This window comes from Rhodoplanes roseus (assembly GCF_003258865.1).
GTDB lineage: Bacteria > Pseudomonadota > Alphaproteobacteria > Rhizobiales > Xanthobacteraceae > Rhodoplanes > Rhodoplanes roseus.
Map to the genome: position 1 here is coordinate 1 of NZ_NPEX01000804.1, position 275 is coordinate 275.

The window sequence follows — 275 nt, forward strand, 5'->3', positions numbered from 1 at the left end:
CTTCGGAACGTCCACGCCGGAATTGGTGACCTCGGTGCAGGCGGCGCTCGCGGGCGCACCCGGCATCGCCTACGGCAACATCGTTGGCTCCAGCATCGCCAACATCCTGCTGATTGCAGGCATCGCCGCACTGGTCAGCCCTATGATCATTGCCTCCAGCGCTTTGAAACGGGATGGCGTGGTCATGCTGGCGGTTGCGATCGTTTTCTCGGCGGTGGCCTTTACGATGCCCCTCGGCCGCGTTGCGGGCGGGCTCTTCGTGGCGGCGCTGCTCG

The 275-nt window shown here is 65.5% G+C and carries 1 protein-coding gene; it reads left to right on the plus strand.

Annotated features, from left to right (window positions below):
* Nucleotides 1-275, plus strand: a 275-nt coding sequence (locus CH341_RS32485) for a sodium:calcium antiporter (RefSeq protein ID WP_425376237.1), incomplete at both ends; no start/stop codon positions are given.